At 73.5% G+C, this 20852-nt stretch carries 19 protein-coding genes; 8 read left to right on the top strand and 11 right to left on the bottom strand.

The window, feature by feature from the left end:
• The first annotated feature begins 423 nt into the window (after positions 1-423).
• The 8 genes from AB0B40_RS11730 to hypA all read left to right on the top strand — a co-directional run bounded on the left by AB0B40_RS11730 (position 424) and on the right by hypA (position 6925).
• Complete coding sequence (locus AB0B40_RS11730; RefSeq protein WP_362263795.1) at positions 424-1920, top strand: hypothetical protein; 1497 nt, start codon at positions 424-426, stop codon at positions 1918-1920.
• A gap of 121 nt (positions 1921-2041) precedes the next feature.
• Complete coding sequence (locus AB0B40_RS11725) at positions 2042-3130, top strand: hydrogenase expression protein HypE (protein ID WP_345055501.1); 1089 nt, start codon at positions 2042-2044, stop codon at positions 3128-3130.
• A 76-nt stretch (positions 3131-3206) separates the two neighbouring features.
• Positions 3207-5000 carry a nickel-dependent hydrogenase large subunit gene (locus tag AB0B40_RS11720; RefSeq protein ID WP_362263794.1) on the top strand — a complete coding sequence of 598 codons (1794 nt, stop codon included), beginning with the start codon at positions 3207-3209 and terminating at the stop codon, positions 4998-5000.
• Positions 4993-5547 carry a NifU family protein gene (locus AB0B40_RS11715; RefSeq protein WP_345055498.1) on the top strand — a complete coding sequence of 185 codons (555 nt, stop codon included), beginning with the start codon at positions 4993-4995 and terminating at the stop codon, positions 5545-5547. Before AB0B40_RS11720 ends, AB0B40_RS11715 begins: the two co-directional genes overlap by 8 nt.
• Entirely contained in the window at positions 5544-6137 is a 594-nt protein-coding gene (locus AB0B40_RS11710; RefSeq protein WP_345055496.1) for a DUF5947 family protein, read from the top strand. Before AB0B40_RS11715 ends, AB0B40_RS11710 begins: the two co-directional genes overlap by 4 nt.
• Positions 6138-6158: 21 nt before the next feature.
• A complete protein-coding gene (locus AB0B40_RS11705) occupies positions 6159-6365 on the top strand; it encodes a hypothetical protein (protein ID WP_345055495.1) in 207 nt (68 codons plus the stop codon).
• Positions 6366-6426: 61 nt separating this feature from the next.
• Positions 6427-6576, top strand: a complete 150-nt coding sequence (locus tag AB0B40_RS11700; protein ID WP_345055493.1) for a hypothetical protein — start codon at positions 6427-6429, stop codon at positions 6574-6576.
• Positions 6577-6583: 7 nt separating this feature from the next.
• A complete protein-coding gene (gene hypA / locus AB0B40_RS11695) occupies positions 6584-6925 on the top strand; it encodes a hydrogenase maturation nickel metallochaperone HypA (RefSeq protein ID WP_345055492.1) in 342 nt (113 codons plus the stop codon).
• A 55-nt stretch (positions 6926-6980) separates the two neighbouring features.
• On the opposite strand, the gene hypE is transcribed toward hypA, so the two are convergent.
• From hypE to AB0B40_RS11640, 11 genes are all read right to left on the bottom strand, one after another.
• The gene (hypE, locus tag AB0B40_RS11690) at positions 6981-8072 is read right to left on the bottom strand and encodes a hydrogenase expression/formation protein HypE (protein WP_362263793.1); all 1092 of its coding nucleotides are present in this window, start codon (positions 8070-8072) and stop codon (positions 6981-6983) included.
• On the bottom strand, positions 8065-9210 hold the full coding sequence (gene hypD / locus AB0B40_RS11685; RefSeq protein WP_345055489.1) for a hydrogenase formation protein HypD: 1146 nt from the start codon (positions 9208-9210) through the stop codon (positions 8065-8067). Before hypD ends, hypE begins: the two co-directional genes overlap by 8 nt.
• Positions 9207-9497, bottom strand: a complete 291-nt coding sequence (locus AB0B40_RS11680) for a HypC/HybG/HupF family hydrogenase formation chaperone (protein ID WP_345055487.1) — start codon at positions 9495-9497, stop codon at positions 9207-9209. Before AB0B40_RS11680 ends, hypD begins: the two co-directional genes overlap by 4 nt.
• A 3-nt stretch (positions 9498-9500) precedes the next feature.
• The gene (hypF, locus tag AB0B40_RS11675) at positions 9501-11855 is read right to left on the bottom strand and encodes a carbamoyltransferase HypF (RefSeq protein ID WP_345055485.1); all 2355 of its coding nucleotides are present in this window, start codon (positions 11853-11855) and stop codon (positions 9501-9503) included.
• Positions 11852-12577 (bottom strand): hydrogenase nickel incorporation protein HypB, encoded by a 726-nt coding sequence (gene hypB / locus AB0B40_RS11670; protein WP_345055483.1) that lies wholly within the window; start codon positions 12575-12577, stop codon positions 11852-11854. Before hypB ends, hypF begins: the two co-directional genes overlap by 4 nt.
• Positions 12578-12635: 58 nt before the next feature.
• The gene (locus AB0B40_RS11665; RefSeq protein ID WP_345055481.1) at positions 12636-13214 is read right to left on the bottom strand and encodes a hydrogenase maturation protease; all 579 of its coding nucleotides are present in this window, start codon (positions 13212-13214) and stop codon (positions 12636-12638) included.
• Entirely contained in the window at positions 13211-14920 is a 1710-nt protein-coding gene (locus AB0B40_RS11660; RefSeq protein WP_362263792.1) for a hydrogenase maturation protein, read from the bottom strand. The genes AB0B40_RS11665 and AB0B40_RS11660 overlap by 4 nt, the downstream gene beginning before the upstream one ends.
• Before the next feature lie 66 nt (positions 14921-14986).
• The gene (locus AB0B40_RS11655; protein WP_345055477.1) at positions 14987-15355 is read right to left on the bottom strand and encodes a hypothetical protein; all 369 of its coding nucleotides are present in this window, start codon (positions 15353-15355) and stop codon (positions 14987-14989) included.
• Positions 15356-15468: 113 nt separating this feature from the next.
• On the bottom strand, positions 15469-15996 hold the full coding sequence (locus AB0B40_RS11650) for a hypothetical protein (protein ID WP_345055475.1): 528 nt from the start codon (positions 15994-15996) through the stop codon (positions 15469-15471).
• A 676-nt stretch (positions 15997-16672) separates the two neighbouring features.
• Entirely contained in the window at positions 16673-18292 is a 1620-nt protein-coding gene (locus AB0B40_RS11645) for an amino acid ABC transporter substrate-binding protein (RefSeq protein ID WP_362263791.1), read from the bottom strand.
• A gap of 5 nt (positions 18293-18297) precedes the next feature.
• On the bottom strand, positions 18298-20466 hold the full coding sequence (locus AB0B40_RS11640) for a hypothetical protein (protein WP_362263790.1): 2169 nt from the start codon (positions 20464-20466) through the stop codon (positions 18298-18300).
• Positions 20467-20852: the final 386 nt, after the last annotated feature.

The raw sequence follows: 20852 nt of genomic DNA, 5'->3' as shown, positions 1-20852 counted from the left end.
ACCGGAGCCCAGGCACCAGCCCCGCCAACCCACCACCGGAGCCCAGGCACCAGCCCCGCCAACCCACCACCGGAGCCCAGGCACCAGCCCCGCCAACCCACCACCGGAGCCCGGGCGCCGGCCCGGTCAGCGGGGCCGTCGCCGGACGCGGGACCGGCGGGACCGGCGGGACCGATCACGCCGTGGCCCCCGGCCGGCCGAGCGGACCCGGTGGCGACGCCGACGGGTGACGGTATCGCCGACGGGTGACGGCGTCGCCCTCGCGCCCGCGGCGCCGCGCGGTTCTCTTCCCGCGCCGGACGTTCCCCGCTTCCGCGCCGCCTCCCCTGTCCGGCCCAATGACGGTGCGCCGGAGGGGCGGGCCGGCTCGCGGGGTGTGACCGTGGGGAGGGAAGCGCGGATCACGAGTGGCGAGGAGCGAGCGTGGTGAACGGAGCCGGCGAGGGCTGTACGCAGCTGAGTGCCGTGGCGGACGCCGTGCTGTACGAGGGATACCTGCTCTACCCCTATCGCCGGTCCTCGGCGAAGAACCGGGTCCGCTGGCAGTTCGGCGTACTGCTGCCCCGGAACTGGGTGGAGCGGGACGCACCGGTCACGCCCGGCCTGTCCGGCTCCGCCGACTCCTGGTACCAGCAGACCGAGTGCCTGGTGCGGGCGCGGCGCGGTGACGCGGCCGTACGGGTGCGGGTGCGTTATCTGCAGCTGCAGCACAAGCAGGTGGAGGCGGCCGACGGGGAGGGCGGACATCGCCCGGTCGAGTCGTTGCGGACGGCGGACGGGGCCGTTCAGCTGTCGTTCGAGGAGGCGGTGCCCCGCGAGACCGAGCTGGTGCTCACCCTGGAGGAACTGCTGCACGGCGGGCGGACCGTGGCCGTAGGGGCGCCGGCCGGGGCGGAGTACGAGCCGTTGCCCGCCGGAGCGGGGCGGACGGTGCGGCGGCGCCGGGAGGTACGGGCCGCGACGACGGTCGTGGCCGAGCCCCTGGCCCCGGAGCTGTACCGGTTGCGCGTGCGCACCGAGAACTCCGACGAGGGGCCGGACCCGCGGGCCCCGCGGGCCGCGGTGCTGGGGCGGGCGCTGCTCGCCACGCACACCCTCCTCGTCGGCGACGGCGTCGAGTTCGTGTCGCTGACCGATCCGCCGGCCGCTCTCGCGGAGCACGCACGCGGCTGCCGCAACGCCTTCACGTTCCCCGTGCTCGGCGGTCAGCCGCCGGAGTCCGGCAGCGAGGACGGGGCCACGAGCGCGTCCGCGCTCTCCGCGCCGATCATCCTGCCGGACCATCCGCAGGTGGCGCCGGAGAGCCCCGGCGATCTGCACGACGCGGCGGAGATCGACGAGATCCTCACGCTGCGCACGATGCTGCTGACCGACGAGGAGAAGGCCGAGGCGCGGGCCACCGATCCGCGGGCCGCCCGGATCGTCGACCGTGTGGAGACCATGCCCCAGGAGGTCTTCGCCCGGCTGCACGGCACCATCCGCTCGCTGACCCCCGCTCAGGCACCGGCTCCGGGCCGGCCCGCCTGGTGGCAGGAGGGCGGTGACGACGGACTGTCCCCCACGACGGACACCGTGCTGGTGGGCGGGGTGCCGGTGGGCGGCGGCAGCCGGGTGCGGCTGCGCCCGCGCGGCCGGGGCTCCGACGCCCAGGACATGTTCCTGGCCGGGCGGACCGCACAGGTCTCCGCGATCTTCCACGACGTGGACGGCAGCGTCCATCTGGCCGTCACCGTGGACGACGACCCCGCCGCCGAACTGCACGGCTGGTACGGCCGGTTCCACTACTTCCGCCCCGACGAGGTCGAACCGCTCGGCGTCGCGGACGCACCGGACCAGGTCCGCCCGCCCCGGCCGAACACCCCGCGGCCCGCCCGTCCGGCCGACCGTCCCGAGAGGGGGCGCTCCGATGTCCGCACCTGAGGGACCGGCGCACCACCACCGGACGGCCGCCGCCCCCGACGACCCGACCCCACCGACCCTCGCGGCCCCGTCGGCCGCGGCCTGAGCGGTTATCGAGACCGGCTGCAACGGAGGCCCAGACATGACCACACAGAGCGGTACCACCGAAGTCAGCGGCGAACCCAGCAGGGCTGAGGCGCGGGAGGGCTTCGACGAGATCACCATCCTCTGGATCTCGGAGGGCATGAGCTGCGACGGCGACACGGTGTCGCTGACCGCCGCGGCCCAGCCGTCCATCGAGGACGTGGTGCTCGGGCTCATCCCGGGCCTGCCGAAGGTGAACCTCGTCAACAAGGTGCTCTCGCCGAGCCTGGGCGGCGAGGACTTCCTCGCCCCGTACCGGGCGGCGGCACGCGGCGAGCTGGAGCCGTTCATCCTCGTCATCGAGGGCTCGATCCCGAACCAGAACATCATCGAGGGCGACGGCTACTGGACGTCGTTCGGCAACGACCCGGAGACCGGTGAGCCCCAGACGCTGAACGAGTGGATCGACCAGCTGGCGCCCAGGGCATGGGCGGTGGTCGCGGCCGGTACCTGTGCGACGTTCGGCGGTATCCACGCCATGGCGGGCAACCCGACCGGCTGCATGGGTCTCGCGGACTACCTGGGCTGGGAGTTCAAGGCGCGTTCGGGGCTCCCGGTGGTCAACGTCCCCGGCTGTCCGATCCAGCCGGAGAACTTCATGGAGACCCTGGTCTGGGTGCTCCAGCACGCGGCCGGTGCCGCTCCCCCGCCGCCGCTGGACCACATGCTGCGTCCGCAGTGGCTGTTCGGCAAGACCGTGCACGAGGGCTGCGACCGGGCCGCGTACTACGAGCAGGGCGACTTCGCACGGGACTACAACTCCCCCAAGTGCCAGGTGAAGGTCGGCTGCTGGGGTCCGGTCGTCAACTGCAACGTGCCCAAGCGGGGCTGGATGGCCGGCATCGGCGGCTGCCCGAACGTCGGCGGCATCTGCATCGGCTGCACGATGCCGAGCTTCCCGGACGCCTTCATGCCGTTCATGGACGAACCCCCGGGCGGCACGCTGTCGACGATGGTGATCAGGCCGTACGGGGCGGTCATCCGCCGACTGCGCGGCCTGACCAACGACATGGTGAACCACGAGCCCAAGTGGCGTCACAACAAGCAGAAGCTGACCAGCGGTTACGACCCGCACTGGCGCGCGTGACACCCCCGGTGACCGCAGCCGTCCCGCAACCCGCCACCCGACAGCCCAACCCGAACAGCGAGGGGCAGCACCGCAGATGACCACCACCGAATCCCGGCCCACAGATCGCAAACCCGCCCAGATCGTGGACATGTCCTGGGACCCGATCACCCGGATCATCGGCAATCTGGGGATCTACACCAAGATCGACTTCGCCAACCAGGAAGTCGTGGAGTGCCACAGCACCTCGTCGCTGTTCCGCGGCTATTCGGTGTTCATGAAGGGCAAGGACCCGCGTGACGCGGGGTTCATCACCTCGCGGATCTGCGGCATCTGCGGCGACAACCACACCACGTGCTCCAACTACGCCCAGCAGATGGCCTACGGCGTCAAGCCGCCGAAGCTGGCCGAGCACATCACCAACCTGGGCGAGGCGGCGGAGTACATCTTCGACCACACCCTCTTCCAGGACAACCTGGTCTTCGTGGACTTCTGCGAGGCGATGGTGAAGGCCACCAACCCCGGCGTCCTGGCCCGCGCGGAGCGCACCGACGCGCCCCGCGGCGACATCCACGGCTACCGGACCATCGCCGACATCATGAAGGCCTTCAACCCCTTCGAGGGCGAGGTCTACAAGGAGGCGCTGAAGGTCAGCCGGATCACCCGGGAGATGTTCTGCCTCATGGAGGGGCGGCACGTGCACCCCTCCACGCTGTACCCGGGCGGGGTCGGCACGATGCCGCAGCCGAACACCTTCACCGACTACCTCAGCCGGCTCATGCACGTCATCGACTTCATCAAGAAGGCGGTGGCGATGAACGACGACGTCTTCGACTTCTTCTACGAGGCCCTGCCGGGCTACGAGGAGGTCGGCAAGCGCCGCATCCTGCTGGGCTGCTGGGGCGCCTTCCAGAACCCGGACGTCGTCGACTACCGCTACGCGACGATGAACGAGTGGGGCAAGGCGATGTACGTCACCCCGGGCATCATCGTGGACGGCAAGCTGGTCACCAACAACCTCATCGACATCAACCTCGGCCTGCGCATCATGCTGGGCAGCTCCTTCTACGAGGACTGGGTGAACGAGGACCCCTTCGTCACCCACGACCCGCTCGGCAACCCCGTGGACATGCGCCACCCCTGGAACCAGACCACGGTTCCGGTGCCGCAGAAGCGGGACTTCGAGGGCAACTACAGCTGGGTGATGAGCCCGCGCTGGTACCACCCGGAGACCGGCGACCACCTCGCCCTGGACACCGGTGGCGGCCCCCTCGCCCGGCTCTGGTCGACCGCCCTGAGCGGCCTGGTCGACACGCCGTACGTCAAGGCGACCGGCGGCGGCATCCGCATCACCCTGCCCAAGGGCGAGAAGCTGCCGGAGACCACCCTGGAGTGGCGCATCCCGAAGTGGAGCAACACCCTGGAGCGGGACCGTGCCCGGCCGTACTTCATCGCCTACGCCGCCGCCATGGCCCTGCAGTTCCTGGAGGAGGCCATGGGGATGCTCAGGAGCGGCGAAACGAAGGTGTACGAGAACTTCGAGGTGCCGGACGAGTCGATCGGCTGCGGCTTCCACGAGGCGGTGCGCGGGGTCCTCTCGCACCACCTGGTGATCCGGGACAAGAAGATCGCCAACTACCACCCGTACCCGCCCACCCCGTGGAACGCCAGCCCCCGTGACATCTACGGCACCCCCGGCCCGTACGAGGACGCCGTCCAGGGGCAGCCGATCTTCGAGGAGAACGGGCCCGACGACTTCAAGGGCGTCGACATCATGCGCACGGTCCGCAGCTTCGACCCGTGTCTGCCGTGCGGTGTGCACATGTACATGGGCAAGGGCAAGACCCTGACCACCGTGCACTCGCCGACGTACGGAGCCAACCATGGCTGACGCCGCCGTACGGCTGCCGGATCCGGCGGTGGAGGCGCGGCTCGGCCGCCTCGACGAGGTGCTGGCCGGGCTGGAGGGCACTCCCGGCCCGGCCCTGGAGGCGGTGCGGCTGCTGACCGAGGTCTACGGCGAGGCCCTCGCCCGGGTCCTCGACCACGCGGAGGAGCCGCTGCGGCGGACGCTGGCGGAGGACGAGCTGCTCGGGCACCTGCTGGTGCTGCACGAGATCCACCCCGAGCCTCCCGAGCGCCGGGCGGCCCGCGCGGTGGAGAAACTGCGGCCGGCGGTTCGCGAACGCGGCGGTGACCTGGTGTGGGCCGGCGTCGACGGGCGGGTGGCACGGGTCCGGCTCACCGGTGGCGGCGGATGCGGTTCCGGATGCGGCGGCGGGTCGGCGGACGTCATCGGGGCCGTGCGGGCCGCCGTCCTCGCGGTGGCACCGGAGCTGGAGTCGGTCGAGGCGGTCGCCGAGGAGCGCAAGGCGGCTCCGGCGTTCGTACCGCTGAGCACGATCAAGCGCCGGGCCCTGCCCCAGGAGGCGCGGTGAGCGTGGGCGGAGCACTCGCCCGGGTGATCCACTCCGCGCGTGACCGGGCGCCGCGGACCGAGGAGAGCTGCGAGCTGTGCGCCACCCGCGTGGCCGAGGAGCACCCCCACCTGTACGACACGGGTGCCGCCGAGGTGCGGTGCGTGTGCCACCCGTGCTCGGTGCTGTTCGCCGACGACGGGGCCGGCGAGGGCCGCTACCGGCTCGTGCCCCGGCGCCGGCTGCGCCTGCCACCGGTCGACACGGGGGTGCTGGGCGTCCCGGTGGGGCTGGTGTTCTTCGTGCCGCGCGCCGACGGGACGGTCACCGCGCAGGGGCCGAGCCCGGCCGGGGCCATGCGCTGGGAGGTGGACGCGGCGGCCTGGCGGCGACTGACCGCCGCGGTGCCGCTGCTCGCCACCATGACACCGGATGTGGAGGCGCTGCTGGTGAACACCGTGCGCGGCCTCGACGAACACTGGATCGTGCCGGTCGACGACTGCTACCGGATGACCGCCCTGGTCCGCCGCGAGTGGCAGGGCCTCTCCGGTGGCGGCCGGGTCTGGCCGGCCGTAGAACAGTTCTTCAGGGAGCTGACCGAGCGGTCGTGAGGACCCGGAAGGAGATCGGACATGGGCAGCATCCGAGTGGGCCGTCCCCAGGCCAAGCCCGACACGCCCACCCACGTGCGCGGACTGCACCAGGGCAACAAGGGCCCGTACAAGCACCAGACCGGACATCACAAGGACGGCAGCTCCGACGCGCGCCGCTCCACCGGTATCCACTGGAAACGGCATGACGCCCTGGTGAAGGACATGCCGAACATCTCACCGGGATGAGAGAGCAGGAAGTGACGCCATGAACATGGCCATGCGAAGAAGAAGGACCGCGCGCCGGGGAATGTCGGGGCGACAGCTGCTCGCCGCGCAGGCCGCACTGGCCGGCGGTGTGGTCGCGACCCTGTTCCTCAAGGAACTCCCGGGCATCGTGCGCGAGTTGCGGATCTACCGGATGACCGGGGGACTGCGCGCCCATCGCCGGTACCCCTGAGGCCGGCGTGCACGAGCTGTCGATCGCGAGCGCGATCGTGGAGCAGGCCGGGCAGATCGCCCGGGCGGACGGCGCCGACGGTGTCTCGTCGGTGACCGTCCGCGTCGGAGAGCTTGCGGGTGTGGTGCCGGACGCGCTGCACTTCGCCTTCGAGGTGGCCCGCGACGGTACGGCCCTCGCGGCGGCCCGGCTCGTGGTCGAGCAGGTGCCCGCGCGGGCCTGGTGCGGGGAATGCGCCGAGGAGTTCGCGGTCGGCATGCCCCCGTTCTTCTGGTGCCCCCGCTGCGACCGGCCGTCGCGGGAGCTGCGCAGCGGCCGCGAACTGGAGATCACCGGCGTGGAGACGTGACCGGCCCCGCCTCGTCGGCGGGGCCGGTCACGGTCCGGGGCCGGGCCCCGGCTTCTCAGCAGATGCGGGGCAGCTGCTCACCCAGCGGCAGGTCCACCACCCGGGTGCCGCCGAGACCGGTGGCGACGACCACCATGCCCGGGTGGTCGGCCACGCACTCGCCGATCAGGGCGGCTCCGGTGCCCTGCGGGTGGGCGTGCATCGCCGCCAGTACGGCGTCGGCGTGCTCCGGGGGCACGAAGGCGACGAGCCGGCCCTCGTTGGCGACGTACAGCGGGTCCAGGCCGAGGAAGCCGCAGGCGTTCGCGACCTCGTCCGGGACCGGGACGGCCCGCTCACGCAGCCGGACACCGGTGCCGGAGGCGCGGGCGATCTCGTTGAGGGAGGCGCCGAGGCCGCCGCGGGTGGGGTCGCGCAGGACGTGGATGTCCTTGGTGACCGCCAGCATCGCCGCCACGAGGTCCGCCAGGGGCGCGGTGTCGGAGGCGATCTCCACCCCGAACTCCAGGCCCTCGCGCACGCTCATGATCGCCACCCCGTGCAGGCCGATGGGGCCGCTGACGATGACGGCGTCACCCGGCCGGGCGCGCTGCGGGCGGATGTCGACCCCGTCGGGTACGAGGCCGACGCCGGCGGTGGTGACGTAGACGCCGTCGCCGTGCCCGCACTCCACGACCTTGGTGTCGCCGGTGGCCACGACGACACCCGCCGCCTCGGCCGCCGCGCCGACGGCCCACGCGACGCGTTCCACGACGGCCAGTTCGACGCCCTCTTCGAGGATGAAGGCGGTGGAGAGGTAGGCGGGCCGGGCACCGCTCATCGCCAGGTCGTTGACGGTGCCGTTGACGGCCAGGTCACCGAGGCTGCCGCCGGGGAAGAACAGCGGCCGTACCACGTAGGAGTCGGTGGAGAAGGCCAGCCGGACACCGCCCAGGCCGAGGACGGCGGAGTCGGTGAGGGCGGCGAGGGTGGGGTTGCCGTAGGCGGGTGCGAAGACCTGCTCGATCAGTTCGGCGGACAGGGCGCCTCCTCCGCCGTGGCCCATGACGACGACCGGCTGGTCGCGCACGGGGGCGGGGCAGGTCCAGTTCGCGGGGTCGACGGCCGGTCGGGTCGCTTGTGCCGCTTCGGTGGCGAGGTCAGCCAACGGGGTTCATCTCCTCGCGGGGGATACGGGATCCCTGCTGGGCCGGGCTGTCGGTCATCCGGCGGTAGAGGTAGTAGGCGGCGCAGGCGCCCTCGCTGGAGACCATGGTGGCGCCGAGCGGGGTGCGGGGGGTGCAGGCCGTGCCGAACGCCTCGCACTCGGTCGGCTTGATCAGCCCCTGGAGGACCTCGCCGGCCCGGCACACGGCGGGCTCCTCGGTACGGATGCCGCTGACGTCGAAGCGGTGCTCGGCGTCGTAGGCGCGGAAGGCGTCGGTCAGCCGCCAGCCGCTGGCCGGGATGCGTCCGATGCCGCGCCAGTTGCGGTCGACGACCTCGAACACCTCCTCCAGCATGCGCATGGCCGCCGGGTTGCCCTGGTCGCGTACGGCCCGGGGGTAGGCGTTCTCCACCCGGTGCTCGCCGCGTTCCAGCTGGTGGACGGCGCGGCGGATGCCTTCGAGGATGTCCAGCGGCTCGAAGCCGGTCACCACGATCGGCACGCGGTGCTTCTCGGCCAGCTCCGGGTACTCGGCGGTGCCCATCACGCTGCACACGTGCCCGGCGGCGAGGAAGCCCTGCACCCGGCAGCTGGGGGCCGTCATGATGGCCTCGATCGCCGGGGGGACCCGGACGTGGGACACCAGCAGGCTGAAGTTGTCCAGGCCGAGCCGGCGGGCCTGGTGCACGGCCATGGCGTTGGCGGGCGCGGTCGTCTCGAAGCCGATCGCGAAGAACACGACCTGGCGGCCCGGGTTCCTGCGGGCGAGGTCGAGCGCGTCGAGCGGTGAGTACACCACGCGGATGTCCCCGCCCTCGCCCTTGACCCGGAACAGGTCCCGGTCGGTGCCCGGCACGCGGAGCATGTCACCGAAGGAACAGAAGATCACGTCGGGGCGGGCGGCGATCTCCAGGGCCTTGTCGATGACCTCCAGGGGTGTCACGCACACCGGGCAGCCGGGGCCGTGGATCAGCTCCACCTCCTCCGGCAGGAGCTGGTCGATACCGTGCCGGATGATGGAGTGGGTCTGGCCGCCGCAGACCTCCATCAGTGCCCAGGGCCGGGTGGCGGTGGCCCGGATCTCGTCCAGCAGCCGGCGTGCCAGCCCGGGGTCGTTGAACTCGTCGATGTACTTCACCGGGCGTCACTCCCGTTCTCCTGCCGGGCCGCCTGCTCCCAGGCGTCACCGAACTCCTCTTCCAGAAGCCCCAGTTGCTCGAAAAGCTCCAGGGACGCGCGGGCCGACTCCTCGTCCAGGCGCTGCAGCGCGAACCCGACGTGGACGATGACGTACTCCCCCACCTCGACGTCGGGCAGGTACTCCAGGCACGCCTGTTTCTGTACTCCGCCGAAGTCGATCAGCCCGGTGAGGGGGTCGGCGCGCCGGTCGATGGACACGACCTTGCCGGGGACTGCCAGACACATGGGTCACTCCGTCTCGTGGTTGTTGGCTGTTCCGGCGACCATCAACTGGCCGAGCGCCAGCCCGCCGTCGTTCGGGGGGACCTCGCCGTGCCGCAGGACCCTGAAGCCGTCCCGTGTGAGCAGGACGGCGCACTCGTGCTCCAGCAGGGCGTTGGCGAAGACGCCTCCGGTGAGGGCGACGGTGGCCAGGCCGGTCGCCGTGCGGGCGCGGCGGCAGATCTCCGTGACGGCCCGCGCGACACCGCGGTGGAAGCGGGCCGCGAGCACCGGGGCGGGGGTGCCGCGTGCCTGGTCGCGCAGGAGGGCCGTCAGCATCGGCGCGGGGTCGCAGCCGAGGCTGTCGGCGCCGCCGAGGCCGAAGGGGTAGGCCACGGTGTCCGCGCCGCCGGCCTCCAGCGCCGCCGCCTCCAGTTCCGCCGCGGCCTGCGCCTCGTAACCCGCCCGGTGGCACACGCCCACGAGTGAGGACACGGCGTCGAAGAGCCGCCCCATGCTGGAGGTGGGCACACAGGCCACCTGCCGTTCCAACTGCTGTCTCAGGACCGCGCGTTCGGTGTCCGAGCAGGCGGTGACGCTCGGCAGCCGCGGCGTCCACGGCAGACCCGCCGCCCACAGCCGGGCCAGCGCCAGCCGGCACGGGTTGGCCACGCCGGCGTCGCCGCCGGGCAGCGGGGCGGGGACCAGGTGGGCGAAGCGCCGGTAGCGGGTGTAGTCGGCCAGCAGGATCTCCCCGCCCCACACCGTGCCGTCGTCGCCGTACCCGGTGCCGTCGAAGGCGACGCCGATCACGGGTGTGGTGCCGTCGAGGCCGTGTTCTGCCATCGCGGAGGCGATGTGCGCGTGGTGGTGCTGGACGAACGCCGGTTCGCGCAGGCCGAGTCCGATGGCCCGGCCGCGGGCCCGCCGCGTCGAGTGGTAGCCGGGGTGCCGGTCGGCCGCCACCTGGCGCGGGCTGACTCCGGTGAGACGGGTCAGATGCCGTTCGGCCCGCTCGGCGGCCTCCAGGGTGGCCAGCTCCCCCATGTCGCCGATGTGCGGGCCGAGCCAGGCGTGCTCGCCCTCGCCCAGGCAGGGCACGTTCTTGAGGTCTCCGCCGACGGCGAGCGTGGGCCGCACGGGCAGCGGCAGGCGCAGTGGGCGGGGGACGTATCCGCGGGAGCGGCGCAGCACCTGTTCGGTGCCGTCGGGACGGACCCGGAGCAGGGAGTCGTCGCAGAAGGCGGCGACGGGCCGGTCGTGGCCGAGCCAGGCGTCGGCGAGGCCGGCCAGCCGGGTCAGGGCCTCGGTGTCGTCGGTGACGATGGGTTCGCCGGAGCGGTTGCCGCTGGTCATGACGAGCACCCGGGGGCCGGGGGGGTCTCCGGGCAGCCCGAACAGCAGGGTGTGGACGGGGGTGTAGGGCAGCAGCACGCCGACGTGCGGGCTGCCCGGACAGACCTGGTCGGCGAGGCGGAGGCCGTCCGGGGGCGTGCGGCGGCGCAGCAGGACGATGGGGCGGCGGGCGCCGGTGAGGGCGGCCCGTTCCGCGTCGCTCAGGAGGGCGATCCGCTCGGCGGTGGCCAGGTCCGCGCACATCACCGCGAAGGCCTTGCCGCCCCGCTCCTTGCGGTCGCGCAGGGCGGCGACCGCCCGGGGGTCTGTGGCGTCGCAGGCCAGGTGGTAGCCGCCGACGCCCTTGACGGCGACGATCCGCCCGGCGGCGAGCAGCGCCCGTGCCGTCGCGAGGGCCTCGGCGTCCCGGGCCGGGCGGATCGCGAGGCCGGCGGCCGGGGTGAGCACGAGGCGTGGACCGCAGTCGGGGCAGGCGACGGGCTGGGCGTGGAAGCGCCGGTCGGCGGGGTCGCCGTACTCGTGGGCGCAGGCGGGGCACATCGGGAAGCCGGCCATGGTGGTGGCCGCCCGGTCGTAGGGCATGCCGGTGGCGATGGTGAAGCGGGGGCCGCAGTGGGTGCAGGTCACGAAGGGGTGGCGGTGGCGGCGGTCGCCGGGGTCGGCCAGTTCGCGCAGGCAGTCGGCGCAGGTCGCGGTGTCGGGCGGGAGCTGGGTGCGTCCCGCTGCCCGCTCGGTCGAGCGGATGGTGAAGGGGCCGCTGTCGCCCGTGGCGGGCAGGTGGACGCCGTCGATACCGGTGACGGCGGCGAGGGGCGGCGGCTGTTCGGCCAGCAGGGCGCAGAAGCGGTCCACCTCGTCCGCCGGGCCCTCGATCTCGATGAGCACGCCGTCGCCGGTGTTGCCGACGAATCCGGTCAGGCACAGAGCGGCGGCCAGGCGGTGCACGTGCGGGCGGAAGCCGACGCCCTGGACGGTGCCGCGCACGGTGAGCCGACGGCGGACCAGTCCGGCGGCGGGGGCGGTCATGCTACGGGGGCGGACGGGGCGTGGTGGTGGCCGTGCGGGTGCGGGGCGAGGGGCGGCCGGTGCGCCGGGGCGCCGTCGCGGGCGGCGAGGGCACGCTCCAGCAGGGTGCCGACGCCGGCGCCGGTGCGGGCGCAGGACCGTACGATCTCCACACCCGGGTTGACCTGGTGCACGTTCTCGTGGAAGAGGCTCTCGTCGAAGCCGGCCGGTCCGGCGAGGTCGGTCTTGGTGATGACGACGAGATGGGCGGAGCCGAACGCGGTGGGGTACTTCAGCGGCTTGTCCTCGCCCTCGGTGACCGCCATCAGCGCGATGCGCAGGGTCTCCCCGAGGTCGTAGGAGGCCGGGCAGACCAGGTTGCCGACGTTCTCCACGAAGAGCACGGCGGTGTCCGCCGGCAGCCAGCCCTCCAGCCGGGTGCGGACCTGGCGGGCCTCCAGGTGGCAGAGCCCGTCGGTGAGCAGCTGCTGGACGGGGGCGCCGGAACGGGCCAGCCGCTCGGCGTCGTTCTCCGTGGCCAGGTCCGCGGTGAGCGCGGCCACCGGGATGCCCTGCTCCACCGCGCGGGACAGGACCCGGCCGAGGAGTTCGGTCTTGCCGCTGCCCGGGCTGGACAGCAGGTTGACCATCGTGACGCCCTGCCGGGCGAGGTCGCCGCGCAGGTTCGCGGCCAGGTCGTCGTTCTTCGCCAGGACGGCCTGTCTGACGTCGGACCCGCACATGGGCGCTGCTCCTCGGATAGGTGACGCAACCCGGGCCGCGTTCCTGCGGCCCGGGGTCTCACCGATCTTCGGGCCCGCCGGGCGCGGTGGCGGGCAGCGCAGCCGTGCGCGGGGTCCCGGATTCCATCGGGCGGCCCAACGGGGGCAGCGGCCCGGCGGGGTCGTCGAGCAGGGCGGGCAGGAGTGTGTGCAGGGCGTCCACGGCCCGGCCGACGGCTTCCCGCACCGTTGCGCTGAGCCCTGGGAGGATGTCGTCGTCGCTCGGCAGGACGGCGGGTTCGCAGGCCAGGACGAGGACCCTGGGCAGCGGCTCGTCACCGAGGTGGGTGGCCAGGGCCAGCACCTTCGCCGGGTCCATGCCGTGGGCCTCGGGCGGGACGGTGCCGTCGGGGGGTTCCGCCTCGATCAGGGAGAGGGTGCCGGGGCGGTGCCCTCGCGGGGCCGCGTCGACCAGGACGGCGGTGGCGTAGCCGGACAGCAGGTCGTAGGCCAGGTCCAGGCCGCGGATGCCGTAGTCGCGCACCCGGACCCCGGGCGGCAGGGGGCGGTCTTCCAGGGCGCGGATCACCTCGGGGCCGAAGGCGTCGTCGGCGAGGAAGATGTTCCCGACGCCGGCCACCAGCAGTCGAGGCGTCACCGGAGGTCTCCGGGGGCCGGGGCGAGGGGGCGGGGTGAGCCGCCCGGCGTCTTGCGGACGAAGGCCGAGCGCAGGGCGTGGTACGGGGCCTCGGGGTCGAAGAAGATGGCGCGCATGCGGGCCAGTTCGTCCTCCCGGTAGCGGGCGAGGGGCCGGGCCCGCTCGTCGGCCGCGCGGGCCGCGGCCTTCTCGGCGAGCCGCCGGTCCAGGTCCGGGGTGGCGGCGAGTTCGGCGGCCAGCCGCTGGACCTCGGCCGCGAAGTCCTGGGGGGCGGCCGGCACCAGCCGGTCCACGAGCCCGAGCCGTTGTGCGTTGGCCGCGCTGACCGGCAGCGCCTCGGTCGTCAGCCGGCGGGCCCGCTCCGCGCCGACGCGGCGCGGCAGGGTGTACGTCCAGAACTCCGAGCCGTACAGGCCCATGCGCCGGTAGTGCGGGTTGAGGACGACGCCCGTACGGCACCACACCTGGTCGGCGGCGAGGGCGAGCATGGCGCCGCCGGCCGCGGCGTTGCCGGCGAGCGCGGCCACCACCAGCCGGTCGGTGGTGCGCAGCACGGCCTCGACGAGGTCGTCCATCGCGTTGAGGTTGGTCCAGGACTCCTGGGCCGGGTCGGGGGCCGCCTCGACGACGTTGAGATGGATGCCGTTGGAGAAGAAGTCACGCGTCCCGCCGAGGACGAGGACGCGGGTGGGGCGGCGGAGCGCCTCCGTGTAGGCGGCGAGCAGCCTGCGGCACTGGTCGGTGCTCATCGCGCCGCCCGGGAAGGAGAAGGTGAGGAAGCCGGCGTCACCGTGCTGCCGGTAGCGGATGTCGGTCCAGGTCCGCCGGCCGGGCGGGAGTTCCAGCGGCACGGGGTCCGCCGGGAGCGCGGGGCCGCACTGGTAGGAGGCTAGTACGGAGGCGGCCGGCCGGCGGAAGGGTGCCGGGTCGCCGGAGTTCCTGCGGGGGCGCAGTTCCGGGATCCAGACGGCGCCGTCCCGGGTGGCACGGCACACGCCGCCCGCGCGCTGGGCCAGCAGGGCGCCGGGACGGCCGCGCAGCCGGTCCTCCGGGTGGCCGCCGTGCAGGAAGACCTCGCGGCCGAGGAGTTCGTCCAGGACGCCGGGCTGGGAGTCGGCGCCGCGGAGTTTGCGCAGGACCGTCTCGGTGTCGTCCCGCTCCCAGTCGATGCGCCGCCTGTCCTGCCGGAAGAGGTCGCGCCAGACGACGGTGACCGACTCGTCGGTCTGCGCCAGCGGCTTGTGGCCGCCCTCGGCGTAGCGCCGTACGGCCGTCAGGACGGCGGTGACGGCGGCGTCGGATGTCTCGTTGCGGTAGAGGTCGCTCTTGCCCACGGGCGGGACGGGGAACGGCTCGGCCGCCCAGATCGCGCCCGCGTCCATCGCCGCCTCGGCCTGCAGCACGGTCACGCCCCACTGCTCCGCCCGGCCGGAGATGGCCCAGTCCAGCGAGGAGGGGCCGCGGTCGCCCGGCGGGCCGGGGTGGACGATCAGGCAGGTGTGCTCCCGCCACACGTCCTCGGGCAGGGCGGTCCTGAGCATCGGCGCGACGATCAGGTCCGGGCGCACCTGCCGTACGGCCGCCCGGACCGGGTCGGGGCCGTGCGCGGCCAGGACGACGTCCACCTGGTGCCCGTGGTCCGACAGTTCGGCGTACAGACGCTGGGAGAGACTGTTGAACGCGCTGGCGACGAGCAGAATGTCCATGCCACGGCATGCTCGTCCTTCTCCGGGGTGCCGGGAAGAACCGTCGCGGCGTTTCGCCGGCCCCGGTCAGGTCTCTTCCTCCATCCGGATCGCATTGCGCAGATCGTCGAAGGCCTGGCCCCGCTCCTCCCGGTGCGCCTCCAGCAGGGCCGCGGCGATCGCGTCGAGCTTGCGCTGGACGGCGTGCTCGGCGCGCATCTCGGCGTTCTTCAGCAGGGCCAGGAGCAGCAGGGTGACCGCCGTCATGGACTCGCCCGCGAGCAGCAGCAGCTCCAGCGGCAGGTGGGCGGCGTGGGCGGCGACGAAGAAGCCGACGAGCAGCAGGCAGAAGAGGAAGAACGCCGGGGAGCTGGTGAAGTTCGAGGCGTACTCGGCGAGCTGGTCGGACCGGCCGCGGCGGGAGCCGCCGCGGTGCACGGGATTCTTGAAGGTCATGACCGAGCCCTTCCCCGTGGCGGGCGGACCTCGGCCGGGGGCCGCCGCCCGGGTGTAGCCGTGCGGGCGGTCCGGGCCCCCGCACGCACGGTGAGGGGCCCCCACGCCCGGCCTCAGGCCGCGAGGGACCGCCCTGGGGTGAGGCGGTCGAGCAGCTGGCCGTGGTGCAGCTCGGCCACGGGGGCCAGCAGGTCGGGGTGGCGGAGCAGGGCCGCGGCACGGCGGTCGCCGTCGTCGGGGTCGAGCAGCCGGCGGAACTCGGCCGCCGCGTCGGTGGTGTGGTCCGCGTCGGCGAGGGCGGTGACGGCCAGACCGGCCAGTTCGGCGTCGGTGAGCAGCGCGGCGGCCCAGCTGGCCACGACCTCGTCCACCCAGGTGCGCCACGCCCACTCCTCGGCCGGGTGGTCGTCCGCCCGGTCGGCGCCGGTGATCCAGTCGAGGCGGCCCGCGCCCCCGGGGCCCGCCATGGTGACCAGGCCCGCGTCGATGTCGGTGGGGTACCGCAGCCGTGCGGCGGCCGTCACCGCCTGCCGGGCCTGCGCCTCGCACAGCGCGGAGGCCAGCGCGCCCCCGGCGGGCGGGTAGGCGCCGGTCAGCCAGCGCGCTGTGGCGGCGATCAGGGGGGACAGGTCAGTGAGCACAGCCGGGCCGTCCGAGGTGCGAGGGGGTACAGGGGCTCCACGCAACGGTAGCCCGGTGTCCGGTACGCCCGGGAGAGGGTGCGAACCAGGTCATATGTGACCTGACCCACGCCCGCCGCCTCGGGGCGCGCGGGCGGACGGCGACGTGTCGGCGGCTCGCGGTGTCCGGCCGGCAGGCCGCGGGTGCGCGGATGCACTGCGCCGGACAGGCTCCGGCAGACCGGTACGTCGCCCGCCGCGAGGCGGGGCGACACCGGCGAGGACGCTCCGGCGCGGGGCGGGGCTGCTGCGACGCCGAGGCCGGAGGTGGACGAGGACGGGCTGTCACGGCTGTGCGGCAGGCCCCTCGGCCCCGTCCGGCCGCTGGGCCCGGCCCGGCGACCCCGCGCACCCTGTCCGGCCTCGCACCGGCCCGGCCGCGTCGACTGCCCGTCGGCGGCGGTACCGCGGTCAGGCCGCGGCGCCTCGAACCCGCAGACGGTGCGGTGCACGCGCGCTGCCCGACCGGCTTCTCGCCGCCGCCCGAGGACCGGACAGGTCCGCCGCCCGCGCGCCGCGGCCCGCTGGAGCGGCTGACCACGACCGGCGTTGCCCGAACCCTTGCCGACCTGACCGCCCGATCGCCGCCACCGTGGACCCGGCTCGCCCGGGCTCCACCGTGGATGCGGCTCCGCCCTCAGGAGGTGCGGCTCGGGATGACGCAGTTCCTCGGCTGCTCCCGGCCCGTGGGCCAGCCCAGGCCGACGAACTTCAGCTTGCCCCGGCCCTCCCTGCCCGGATCCAGCTCGACCACCGCGACCGGCTTGTCGTACGGGTTTCCGCCGCTGGTCAGGCAGATCAGGCCACTGGTGCCCTGCACCCGGTGGCGGGACTGGAGTTGCGACCACTCCCTGCCGACGTCCTCCAGCCCGGGCACCTTCGTGGCGTCCCCGCTCTGCACCTGGTGCAGCGCCGTGCCGATGGTGACCATGCCGTCGTACACGAGCAGCGTCCGGGAGTCCTCCAGGTCCGGGGCGGAGCCGAGTTCCGTTCCCTTGCGACGCGTGGTCTCGATCAGCTTCCTCAGGTCGTCCAGGGCCGCCTTGGGCTCGGTGAGGTACTGGGGGAGCTCGTCCCCGGCCGGCTCACGGTCGTGGCTCGCCCGCCACCTCCTCTTCCAGGCGGTCAGTTCGGTGCTCCAGGCGTCCGGGTGCGCGGGCGCGGCGTACTGCACCGTCACCTTGGCCTCGCCGTCCGCGCCGCGCAGCTGGTCCCAGTCCTTCGCCGTCATGTTCAGCCGCAGCGAGGCGGCGTCCGAGCCGCTGATGATGGTGTAGTGCCGCTTCTCGCAGCCCACTTGTGCGAGCTTGAGCGCGAAGAGCCGCAGGTGCAGCGTGCGCCCCGCGAAGTAGACGGTGTCCGCCTCGGTGTCGCAGATGTTGTTGGCGATCTGGGTGAACTGGTTGCCGGTCGAACCCGCCTCGTCGATCGACGGGGACGCGAAGGACATCGCGGCGGGCCCGGGCGGCCCCTTCTCCTCGATCCCGCTGAACGCCTTCGCCAGCGACTCGTCGTAGCTGTCCGGACGGGTGTCGTAGACCAGCACCGTCCTGCGGTTCTCCCGGCCCCGGTCCCCGTTGAAGGCGGCCAGCGCCTGGGCCACGTCGTGGTTGGTGGGGATGATCCGGGCCAGGCCGGGGAACCGCGACTTCGCCATCCCGTCCGCCCCGTCCTCGTTGGCGATCCGGTCCCCGGTGATCCGGGAGGCGAGCACCGGGATCCTGTTCTCCGTCAGGCGTCTGACGGCGTCCTCCGTGGCGTCGAGGCTGAGGTTGAAGCCTGTTACGGCGCGCAGCCGGTCCTCGGGCGAGTCGGCCATGCGCAGCAGGGTGTCCACGACCCTGGACTGGTGTGTGTAGTCCCGCCCGGGGTTGGCCAGCACCAGCCGGATCTTCGGCGGCTCCCCCTCACCCTGGTTGGCCCGCAGCTGCCCCAGGTACGCCCCCTGGAGGTCGCTGCGTATCTGCCGCCGCTGTGCCGCCCTGTCCGACTGGAACGGCAGCATCATCGCCACCGTCACATGGGACTGGCCCTCTATCCTCTTGTTCTCCTGTGCGATGGCCCGGGCCACCGCGCTGATCTCCGGTGTGCCGAAGTCGTAGCCCGAGCCGTCGACTCCGATGCACTCGCCGCCGATCCGCTCGATCCCCCCGGTGCAGGTGTCGGGCCGCTGGAGGAAGGACCAGCCGAACAGGCCCCCCGCCACGAGCGCCGCCGTGACCAGCAGCGAGTAGAGGATCTTCTTCCATCTGGGCATCCCCGTCATCTCCTTCGCCCGAGCTGGTCGGTGCAGGCGCAGCGCAGCAACGGCTGGTCGTTCTCCGCCAGGTCGCTCCAGTCGGTGGCCGTCCTGCCGAGCCGGCCCGCGCCGTCGAACTCCATGATCGACAGGAGGTCCAGCAGCTTGGCGAGCGTGCGGGCCGTCTCCCTTCCGGTCGGCCTGGTGCGCTCCTCGCACAGCCACACCGCGTGCAGCAGCTGGTCGACGGTGCGGCGCAGCGCCGGGCCGTCCGCCGTCGACAGGCCCTGGGCGCGTTCCCGGCGGGTGTCCGCGCCGCCCGGATACGGTGCCTGCGCGATCTCCAGCAGCTCCGCGCACCATTCCCGGGGACGGCCGGGCAGTGTGGCGGCCAGGTGGCGGACGACGTCGTCCACACCGCCGGACACCAGGTGGTGGTTCATCCGGTGCGCCATGACCGAGCGGAACGCTCCCCCGCCGGGCGCTCCGTCCTGAGCCACGCGTGCGGTGTAGTGGTCCCGCAGCAGGTGGTGGTCGGCGTACCAGGCGGCGCCGTCGGGGAGCAGCCCGTACAGCCGGTGCACCAGCAGTTGGCGCAGTCCGAAGTCGCCGATGAAGTGCCGTTCGCAGCTCGGCCACCCGGTGTCGGTGAGCAGTTGCGACACGTGATGCGCCGTCAGGCGGTGGACCCGGCCCGACTGGTGGTGGCGGAGCAGGACGTCCGCGCACTCCTTGTCGTGCGCCACGGACAGGTGGGTGAGCAGATCGAGCCAGTGTCCGTGCTGCTCGGTCGGCAGCCGCACCGGCAGCTGCTCCAGGATCAGCTCCCGCAGCAGTACGTCGGCCACCGGCCGCTCGGCGGCGCCGTCGCCCGGGAGCCGCAGGGGGGCGTCCAGGATGTCCCGGTCATTGGCGTCCGCCGGCATCCGGAAACCGGCGGCGGCGGACGCCAGCCGGATCACCGTGTGCGGTCGTCCGCCGCTCAGCCTGGCCACGGCGGCGTCCACACGGCGCCGGTTGGTGCCGCCCTCCGGCTCCGCGCGCCGTTGCCTGCGCTCGGTCTCCGCGCGGATCTGGTCGCCGGTGAGCAGGGGCATGCGCAGCAGGAGCACCCCGTCGGCCAGCGGTGCCCGGTCCCCTCCCGCCGCCACGCGCCGGGACCATCGGGGCGGCACCCCGTCGGCGGGCCGGAACTCCGCCGGCGCCGGCACCTCCTCGGGCGGAAGCCCCCCGTACAGGAAGGCGCCCCCGTCCGCCCGGCGCGCTGTGCCGACGATCACCACGCGGTCGCGCTGGCCGGCCCGCCGGTCGGTGAGTACGGCGCGTAACAGCCGCTCCCCCAGGGGCGTCTCGGCGCGGTCCAGCAGGACTCCCGGGCGGCCGACCCGGCGCAGCCAGCCCACCGCCCCCGCGTAGGCGGCCTCCAGGTCCTCGCGCAGCGCCCGGAAGAGGAAGCTCTCCGCCAGCTCCCGCTCCTCACCGCCGGCCTGGAAGTCGGCGGCGAGGTCGCGCAGTCCGTGCTCGGGCTGACCGGCAGCGCCCGGGTAGGCACCGTAGATCCGGGCCAGTTCCGTCCGGCCCCGCGGCGCCAGGCTCGTGAAGAGCGCGTCCAGCAGCGCGGTGCTCACCGAGGCCGAGTACGGGTCGAGTGCCTGCCCGGAAAGGGTCGTCAGCAGGTTCCGCATGGCTCCGCGCAGCGCACCCCGCCAGAAGTCACCCGTCGCGAGGCCACGGAGTCGCTGCCGCTGGGCCAGCTCCTCGTACCGTTCGACCTCCGCCGCGACCGCGTCCGGGGTGCACTCCGCGACGCCGGTCGCGATCATCGCGAGCCCCGCGAAGAGCCGTGGGAAGGTGAACGAGCCGCCCGTCCCCTGCCAGGTGGACAGCCGCCGCGCGGTCTCGGTCAGGGCCTCGGTCGCGGCCGAGCGGGCGCCCGGCTCCGGCTCCGCCCGGTCCGCGTACACGGGCGAGCCGCAGTCCAGGTAGATCACCGGCACCTTGGCGGCGAACCGGTCCCGTACCGCGCGCAGCAGCCGCCCCTTGCCCATGCCCGGGCCGCCGGTGAGCAGCACCACGGGAAGGTCGGGGCCGTACAAGGGTTCGCGGCTGCCGCCCGATGGTGACCGGCCGAGCAAGCGCGCGAAGAAGGCTTCCTCACCGAGGAGCCGGTCGAACCCCAGGTCATCACACACGGATCCCTCGTGGATACTCCCCCCGCCCGGGAGCGGGTGCTCGATGTGGCGAAAGGAGATTAGTGGAACATGGAGGCATCTGTTCGTACAACGGTGCTTACGCGAAAGAAAGTTGGTGATGCGGGGCGGGGAGGTGGTGACCGGGGGCAGGCCAGAGGCCGGGCCGGATGGGCGGCCACGCCGGGCGCCGGTCCGGCCCGAAACGGCGGAGCCGGTCAACGACCCCGTTTCGGCGCGAAGTGGCCGCGCCGGACCGGCGAAACCGTCGCGCCCGTCACCTGCGTCACGTCCGTTCCGTCGCGTCGGTCGCGTCGGTCACGGCCGTCGCGTCGGTCACGGCCGTCGCGCCGGTCACGTCGGTCGCGTCCGTCACGCCGTCACACCGT

The sequence above is a fragment of the Streptomyces sp. NPDC042638 genome, assembly GCF_040647235.1.
GTDB classification, from domain to species: Bacteria; Actinomycetota; Actinomycetes; order Streptomycetales; family Streptomycetaceae; genus Streptomyces; species Streptomyces rameus.
This window is presented reverse-complemented; position numbering and strand designations above follow the sequence as displayed.